5 protein-coding genes are annotated in these 7,894 nt (G+C 63.3%); all 5 read left to right on the forward strand.

Annotated elements, in window-relative coordinates:
- The first annotated feature begins 4 nt into the window (after window positions 1-4).
- Window positions 5-751, forward strand: coding sequence for an ABC transporter ATP-binding protein (locus OXH56_12255; protein ID MCY3556079.1), 747 nt, complete (start codon window positions 5-7; stop codon window positions 749-751).
- Window positions 748-3,036: an ABC transporter permease subunit gene (locus tag OXH56_12260; GenBank protein ID MCY3556080.1), complete on the forward strand. Its 2,289-nt coding sequence runs from the start codon at window positions 748-750 to the stop codon at window positions 3,034-3,036. Before OXH56_12255 ends, OXH56_12260 begins: the two co-directional genes overlap by 4 nt.
- 151 nt (window positions 3,037-3,187) lie before the next feature.
- The gene (locus tag OXH56_12265; protein MCY3556081.1) at window positions 3,188-3,736 is read left to right on the forward strand and encodes a hypothetical protein; all 549 of its coding nucleotides are present in this window, start codon (window positions 3,188-3,190) and stop codon (window positions 3,734-3,736) included.
- A gap of 210 nt (window positions 3,737-3,946) precedes the next feature.
- Entirely contained in the window at window positions 3,947-6,646 is a 2,700-nt protein-coding gene (locus tag OXH56_12270) for a DUF5916 domain-containing protein (GenBank protein ID MCY3556082.1), read from the forward strand.
- Window positions 6,647-6,825: 179 nt separating this feature from the next.
- On the forward strand, window positions 6,826-7,894 hold a 1,069-nt coding region (locus OXH56_12275), incomplete at its 3' end, for a protein-disulfide reductase DsbD family protein (protein ID MCY3556083.1).

Genomic DNA, 7,894 nt, shown 5'->3' on the forward strand with positions numbered 1-7,894 from the left:
AACCGTGAACGATCCCGTATTCGTGAAGGACCTGAGCAAGACCTATTACGATGAATCCCGTGGTCCCGTGCACGCGGTGCGACAGATCGACTTCACCTGCAGTCCGGGCGAGATCTTCGGGTTGCTGGGTGCGAACGGCGCCGGCAAGACGACGACGCTGCGCATGCTGACGACGATTCTCAAACCCTCGGGCGGCACCGCGAAGATCATGGGTTACGACGTGGCGGAAGAACCCGTGGAAGTGCGCAAAAACATCGGATTCTATTCGGCCACCACCGCGCTGTATCCCCGCCTTACCGCGAGAGAAACCATCGAGTTTTTCGCCCGGATCAACGGATACGAAGCGTCACGGACCCCCGCCAGGGTCGATGAACTGGTCGAGCGCTTCGGGATCGAGGAATACGCCCGCGCCCGCATAGACAAGCTATCCAGTGGGATGAAGCAGAAGGTGGCGATCGCGAGGACCCTGGCCCATGATCCGCCGATCCTGGTCTTCGACGAACCCACCGTCGGTCTCGACGTGCTGAACGCCCTGGAGATGCAGGCCATATTGACCGAACTGAAAGCGCAGGGCAAGACCATCCTGTTCTCCACACACATCATGAGCGAAGCGGAGAAACTGTGCGACCGGATCGCCATCATCCACGAGGGGCGGATCCTGGCCTCCGGCACCCTTGAAGCGCTCCGCGAGCGGACCGGCGCGCACTATCTCGAAGACATCTTCGTGTCCTTCATCCAAGAGGCCGCATGAACCGCGCAACGATCGGACTGCTGTACAGGAACGAAATGCGCATGCTGCTGCGGGACCGCCGGACGGTGGTACTGAGCATTCTCCTGCCGCTCCTCGTTCTGCCTGCGATCCTCTTCGGTTTCAAGTTCATGAACGAATGGCGCCAGGAACAGCAGGATACGACGACGTATCGCTACGCCGTGGTAGGCGCTTACGCCGACTCCGTCCGCACGCTCATCGCGAGGGGCGGGCTTCCCGCGGCGAACGATCCGGGCGGTTCGGCCGAAAACGGGGCTCCTGCCGAGAACACGGGCCCGGCCGAGAACGGCGGTCCTGCCGAGAACGGCGGTCCTGCCGAGAACGGCGGTCCTGCCGAGAACGTGGACCAGGCCGAGAATGGGGAGGAAGACCGGCGGCCGGCCTCTTTTCTGGAAGTGGAGGCCACGATGCCCGATTCGAGCCTGGCATCCGGCGACCTGGATTTTTACCTGGAAGCCCTGACCGGTTCCGAAGCCGATTCGCTCGACCTGGCCCGCGCCGCGGCCGACACCACGGAACCGGGGGATGTAGACGGCGCCACGGAACCCGGGGATGAAGACGGCGCCATCGTGACCGTGGCGGACGAGCGTTATCCGGGCGTTCCCGTTGTCAGGGTCTACTACCGCGCCAACCGGGACGACTCCAGAAGGGGCAGCGCGCTGCTCGTGGACCGGATAGTGGACGCGAGGAAGCAGGACCGTGCCCAGGCACTGCGCAGTAGCGGTCTCGAGTCGGACCCCGATGAGGCCATCCTGCTTTCAAGGGTGGACGTTGCTACGCCGGAACAGGCGGCGGGGTTCTATTTCGGACGATTGCTGCCGCTGCTGCTCGTATTCCTCACGCTCACCGGTGCGTCGGTGGCTGCCATGGACAGCGTCGCGGGCGAGAAGGAGCGGGGATCGCTGGAAACCCTCCTGACCACGTCGGTCCGCCGGATCGAGATCATCGCCGCCAAGCAGCTGACGATCCTGTCCGTGGCACTCTTCATCACCCTGGCGCAGGCGGGGAACCTCTTCGTGTACCTCGGCCTAGGGTTGATCGATCTCCCCACGGAAGCAGACATCGATGTGTCCCCCGTCGCCGTGCTGGTGTTGTTCGCCCTGTACATCCCCGTGGCCATCGTGGTTTCGTCCCTGCTACTGCTGATCTCGGCCTATGCGAAGACCTACAAGGAGACGCAGCTCTACCTCCTGCCGGTTTTTCTCGGACTCATGGTCCTGACGGCGGCGGGGTTGCTCCCGGCCGTATCGCTACGCTCGCTGATCGCCGTCGTGCCGGTCGCGAACGTCAGCGTGGCCGTGCGGGAAATCATGGTCGGCCATTACGATATCCCCATGCTCCTGGCGGCCTGCGCGTCCATGCTGCTTGCCGCCTTCCTGCTGCTCAGGTGGTCGTCCCGCATGCTGGACAAGGAAAGGCTCGTCACCGCGCAGGACCTGGACGAGGCGGACCTGGCGGGTGGCGCCGCGCTGTTTCCCCGGCGGGTGCTCCTGTGGTTTCTCGGCATGTGGGCCATCGTCATCATCGCCCCTTCGAACATAGACGCGCTGACCCGGCTCGAAGGACAGTGGGCCTTTAACATGTTCGGCGTCTTCTTCCTGGGCTCGCTGCTCATGATCCGGGTACACCGGCTCGACTGGCGCCAGGCCCTGGCGATCCGCCCGGTGCGGCCCCAGGTATGGCTGGCGGTGCTGCTCCTGGTGCCGTCGACCCTGTTGACCGGGATCTTCGTCGTGGGACTGTCCAGCGTATTCCTGCCCTTCCCGGAAGAATTGCTGGAGCAGTTCGCCAGCGAGCTCCTTCCAGACGACTTCCCGTTGTGGCAGATCATGCTCATGATGGCCCTTACGCCCGGCATCGTGGAAGAAATGGCCTTTCGAGGCCTGCTGCTGCACGGACTGCACCGCCGGCTGAGACCGGTCGTGCTCATCCTGGTGGTCGGTATTATATTCGGACTGTTCCACCAGGCCCTGTTCCGCATCATTCCGACGACCTACCTGGGCGTGGTAATCACCACCGTTGCGGTCCTCACCGGCTCGATCTTCCCGTGCATGCTGCTACACGCGGGCAACAACGCCTTCGCCTTCCTCCTCTACCGCTATGGCGTCGAGATCGAGACCTGGCCCCCCGAGCTGCTCCTGCTGAACGTGCCCGTTTTTGTATTCGCGCTCTATCTGCTGTACCGGTACCGCACGCCCTATCCGGGCCTGCTGCCCTTCAGGAAAGGGGTACACGGAGACCCGACGGACCAGCGTATCCAGCCATAGCGATAGGTATTGCCTCCCGTGGCCCGCAACCGTATATTGGCTCCGGTCTTTCGCGATATCCGTGTTCCTGCCCAGACTTGGACTCCGGCTGCCATCCTTCCAGTACATGTCTCGATACGCACAACATCCGTTTTTCCTTTTTCTCCGGGTCATGCTGAAAAACCCGCTGAGCGTGTGCGCCCTGACGCCCAGTTCGAGTATGCTCGCCCGGGCCATGGCCAGGGGACTGGAAATCAGGCACAACGAATCCGTCATGGAACTGGGTCCGGGTACCGGCGCGCTCACGGACCAGATCAGGCATATCCTCCCCGATGACGACGGATATATCGGCATTGAACTCGAACAACGGTTCGTTCACCTGCTGCGGGACCGGTTTCCCAATCTCCGCTTCGAACACGACACCGTCACACGGGCGTTCCAGGTGCACGCGGACTCGGGCGTTCCACCGGTCAAGGCCGTCATTTCCGGACTGTCCATCTCCACCATGCCGGTCCCGGTAATCGACGAGATCATCGGCAACCTGGACCGGCTGCTGGGACCCGGGTCCGTATTCCGCATGTTTCAGTACGTCCACGCCTACTATCTGCCTTCCGCTGTGCGTTTTCGCCGCCACATGACCCCGCTGTTCTCCGACTACCGGTGCGAAGCGCTCGTCGTGCGGAACCTGCCCCCGGCTTTGGTCCTGACCTGGACCCGCTAGCGCCTGGTGGCGCGCCGACCGATATTTTAAAGTTTTGCCATGGGTATTTGTAGTATAAGGTGACCGCTCGTCGTGGCCGTGGCGGGCAGTGCAGCCTTGTTGCGCCGTCGTGGCGCAAACCGGCGCGAGATACAGGCCCGACCGAAAGCGCAATCGTCGAAGATTCCTGATACGGTACTGCACCACGCGCAGGAAGGAACCGCTTAAAGTATGCATTTAAAATCCCTTGCCGCACCGATCTTCGCTCTAGTGGCCCTTTGCAGCCTGCCCGCCGGTACCGTTACCGCCCAGTCGGACGCCGGCAGTACTACCCTCCCCGCCATGGAGGCGGCACAACGGACCGGCCAGATTTCGATCGACGGCAGGCTGGATGAAACGGCCTGGGCGGCGGCCATTCCTGCGACACGGTTCGTCCAGCGGGAGCCGGTCGAAGGGGCCGAGCCCGGTGAGGACACCGAGGTCCGTGTACTCTACGACGAAGGCGCCATCTACATCGGCGCCCGGATGTACGACGATCAACCGGAGCAGATCGGCAGGCAACTCGTCCGGCGGGACGAACGGGGCGCTTTCGACCTTTTCTCCGTTTCCATCGATTCGAACAACGACCGGCTTACCGGCTACCAGTTCCGCGTGAGCGCAGCCGGGGCGCAGCGGGACGCCTACCTCTACGACGACGTGCGCCAGGACGACGCGTGGGACGCCGTGTGGGAGTCCGGCGTGACGATCGACGGCGAGGGCTGGGTCGCCGAGATGCGGATACCCCTGTCCCAGATACGGTACGAGCCGAGGGACGGACCCCAGTCCTGGGGCATTAACTTCATGCGAAGGCGCCTGGCCGCGAACGAGTCGATCGACTTCGCCCTCCAGTCTCGGCTGCGGCACGGAAGGGTCAGCGTCCTCGGCCGTCTGAACGGCCTGGTCCTTCCTTCGGGGGCCAGCCGGCTGGAAATCCGTCCCTACGTCCTCGGCAGCGCCCGGACCGCCCAGGCCGAGCAGGGGAACCCTTTCTTCGACGGATCGGACTTCAGTGGTCGGGGCGGGTTCGGGCTGCGTTACGGACTCAGTCCATCCTACCACCTGGTCCTTACCGTCAACCCGGATTTCGGGCAGGTGGAAGTGGATCCCGCCGTCATAAACCTCTCGGCCTTCGAGACGTTTTTCCGGGAACAACGGCCGTTTTTCGTGTTAGACGCCCAGGAGTTCGAGTTCGGCCTGTCGGGCCGGGATGAACTGTACTACAGCCGGCGGATCGGGCGGCAGCCCCGCGGGGGCACGCCGGACGATGCGGATTTCGCCGACATACCCACGGAGACCAGCATTCTCGGCGCGGCCAAGATCACCGGGCGTTCACCGGGTGGCGTGTCCATCGGCGCACTGGCCGCGGTCACGGGCCGGGAATCGGGGAAGGCCCACTCGGTTACGGACGGCAGAATCCGGGAGTTCACGGTCGAACCCCGGGCGGAATTCGGCGTTTTCCGGATCCGCAAGGACTACCGGAGCGGCGCCAGCCAGATCGGCGCGGTCGGATCGTTGGTGCACCGGGCCCTTCCGGATGACAGCGCCTTCGACTACCTCACGTCCGAGGCCTTTTCCGGTGGGATGGACTTCGAGCACAACTGGGGGGGAGCGCGTTCGCGGGACTGGGCCGTCTACGGTTACCTGGCGGGCAGCCGCGTCCAGGGAAGCCCGGAGGCGCTGATCAGGATTCAGCGGTCCAGCAATCACTACTTCCAGCGTCCCGACGCCACCCGGCTGGCCGTGGATTCGACCGCCACCTCCATGAACGGGTACAACTGGCGATTGCAGTTCGCCCGCCGGGACGCCGAACACTGGACCGGAGCGCTCTGGTTCGCCCAGATATCGCCCGGGTTCGAGATCAACGACCTGGGTTTCTCGCGCTCAGGCGAACGTCTCGACGGCGGCGCGCGGATCGAATACCAGAACATCACGCCAGGGCACTACTTCCGCAACTACCGGTTCAATTTCTTTACCTTCTACAACTTCCGGCACGAGGCCCTCGATGACCCCTGGTCCTGGTCGTCCTGGCGGAACAACTACAAGAACGGCCGGTTCTGGGCCGGGGCGGATTTCGAACTGAACAACAACTGGGACGTTTTCCTGGGATCCAGTTACCGGCCCACCGAGTTCAGCGATACCAGAACCCGGGGCGGTCCGGTGATGGAGGACCCCGGGTCCTATTCATTCGACATCGGGATCGGCACGGACCGCCGGAAACGGATCTCCCTGGAGACGGAACTCGACTATGAGAACTACCAGCGGGGCGGCCATGAGTGGGAAGCGGAAGTCGAGGCCACGATTCGTCCGACCCCTAACTGGGAACTGGAAGTTTCGCCCAATTTCAGCTGGGAGCGGAACGCGGCCCAGTATGTTACCCGGACCGACGCCCTGCCCTTCGCGCCTACGTACGACAGCCGTTACGTGTTCTCGGATCTGGAGCGACGTTCCTTTTCCCTGGAGACCCGGTTGAACGTGGCCTTTTCGCCCGACCTGACTTTGCAGCTGTACGCACAACCTCTGCTGTCCTCGGGCGACTACCTCAACTACAAGCAGTTGCTCAGGGCGAGCAGCTTCGATTTCGACATATTGGGCGAGGGAACGCGTTCCTACATTGATCCTACGGATGGCTACCGTTACCTCGACTTCGACGGGGACGGGATGCCGGACATCAATTTCTCGGACCGGGATTTCAACATCCAGTCCCTCCGCATGAACGTGGTGCTGCGTTGGGAGTACCGCCCCGGTTCCCGGGTGTTCCTCGTCTGGCAGCAGACCCGCAGCGAACGGGACGAAAACGGGACGCTGGACATCGGCAGGGACTTCGGCAACCTCTTCGGCGGTGAATCGGAGAACATATTCATCGTCAAGTTCAACTACTGGTTCGGCGTGTGAATGCGGCGTGTGAGTGCGGGCGGGCAGCCGGACCCGCGCCCCGATGCGGCTTGACACCGGGACGTTTTTAGGGCCATATTGTGCTTGTGTACCCGTTCCGCCGCATATTAGTCCGAGCGGCATCCACCCGCGCGACACGTAACAAACGCATGAAATCATCTCAAAACGCTATGAAGTCAATGCGCACCAAATTACTGTCGGTTGCGATCCTGTTCGCCTTCGGCGCCGGCACCTGGTCCGTACACGGTCAGGCGGTCCGCACCGATTACATGGAGACCGAACTGGTCGTGGAGACGACGTCCATCAAGCCCGGGCAGCCTTTCTGGGCCGGCCTGAGGATGAAGATGGACGAGCACTGGCACACCTACTGGCGCAATCCCGCCGATTCGGGCCTTCCCACGAAGATACACTGGACACTGCCCGATGGGTTCCAGGCCGGTGAGATCAACTGGCCCTATCCCCAGAAGATCGTGCTCGACATCCTGGCCAGTTACGGGTACGAGGGCGAGACGCTCCTGCTCGTGGAAATCACGCCTCCGGCCGCCCTTGCGCCCGGCGGGACGGTCGATGTCGGGGCCTTCGCTTCCTGGCTGGTCTGCGCGGACATTTGTCTCCCGGGAGAATCCGGATACCAGGTGACGCTGCCCGTTTCCACGGACGCGCCCCAGGCCGATGAAAGATGGACCGATCTCTTTGCCCGCACCCGGGAGCATCTTCCGGTCCCGGTGCCCGGATGGCACGTCGAGGCCGCCATCTCCGATTCCACCGTGGCGCTGCACGCCGTGCCGCCCGAATGGTTCCCGGGAAACCTCGCCAGCGCCGAGTTCTACCCCTACAATGAAGACCTGATCGACTACGTGTCCCCCCAGAAACTGGAGAAGACGGATGCCGGCTACCTGTTGACGATGCGCCGATCGGGTTTCTACACGGGCAGGCCGGAGCAGATCACGGGCGTACTGGTGTCCCCCGATGGATGGCGCGGCGCCGGATCGGAGCGCGCCCTGGCCGTTAGCGCCGTCTACGCGGACGAACTTCCGGCAGCCGTCGCCGTTATCGGGCCGGCGGGTTCCGGCGACGTTTCGGCGGTTTCCGGTCTTGCGGCCACGGCCGTAGCCGGCGATCTCGTGTCCGGCCTGTGGCAGGCCCTGCTATTCGCCCTCATCGGCGGTATGATCCTCAACCTGATGCCCTGCGTCCTCCCCGTGCTGTCTATCAAGGTGCTCGGATTCATCCACCAGGCGGGCGACG

The organism is Gemmatimonadota bacterium (genome assembly GCA_026702745.1).
GTDB lineage: Bacteria > JAAXHH01 > JAAXHH01 > JAAXHH01 > JAAXHH01 > JAAXHH01.

What these genes read in the sequence shown, in the direction of transcription:
- OXH56_12260 (MCY3556080.1), top strand. Translation starts at nt 748, where the DNA reads ATGAACCGCGCAACGATCGGACTGCTGTACAGGAACGAAATGCGCATG.
- OXH56_12265 (MCY3556081.1), top strand. Translation starts at nt 3,188, where the DNA reads ATGCTGAAAAACCCGCTGAGCGTGTGCGCCCTGACGCCCAGTTCGAGT.
- OXH56_12270 (MCY3556082.1), top strand. Translation starts at nt 3,947, where the DNA reads ATGCATTTAAAATCCCTTGCCGCACCGATCTTCGCTCTAGTGGCCCTT.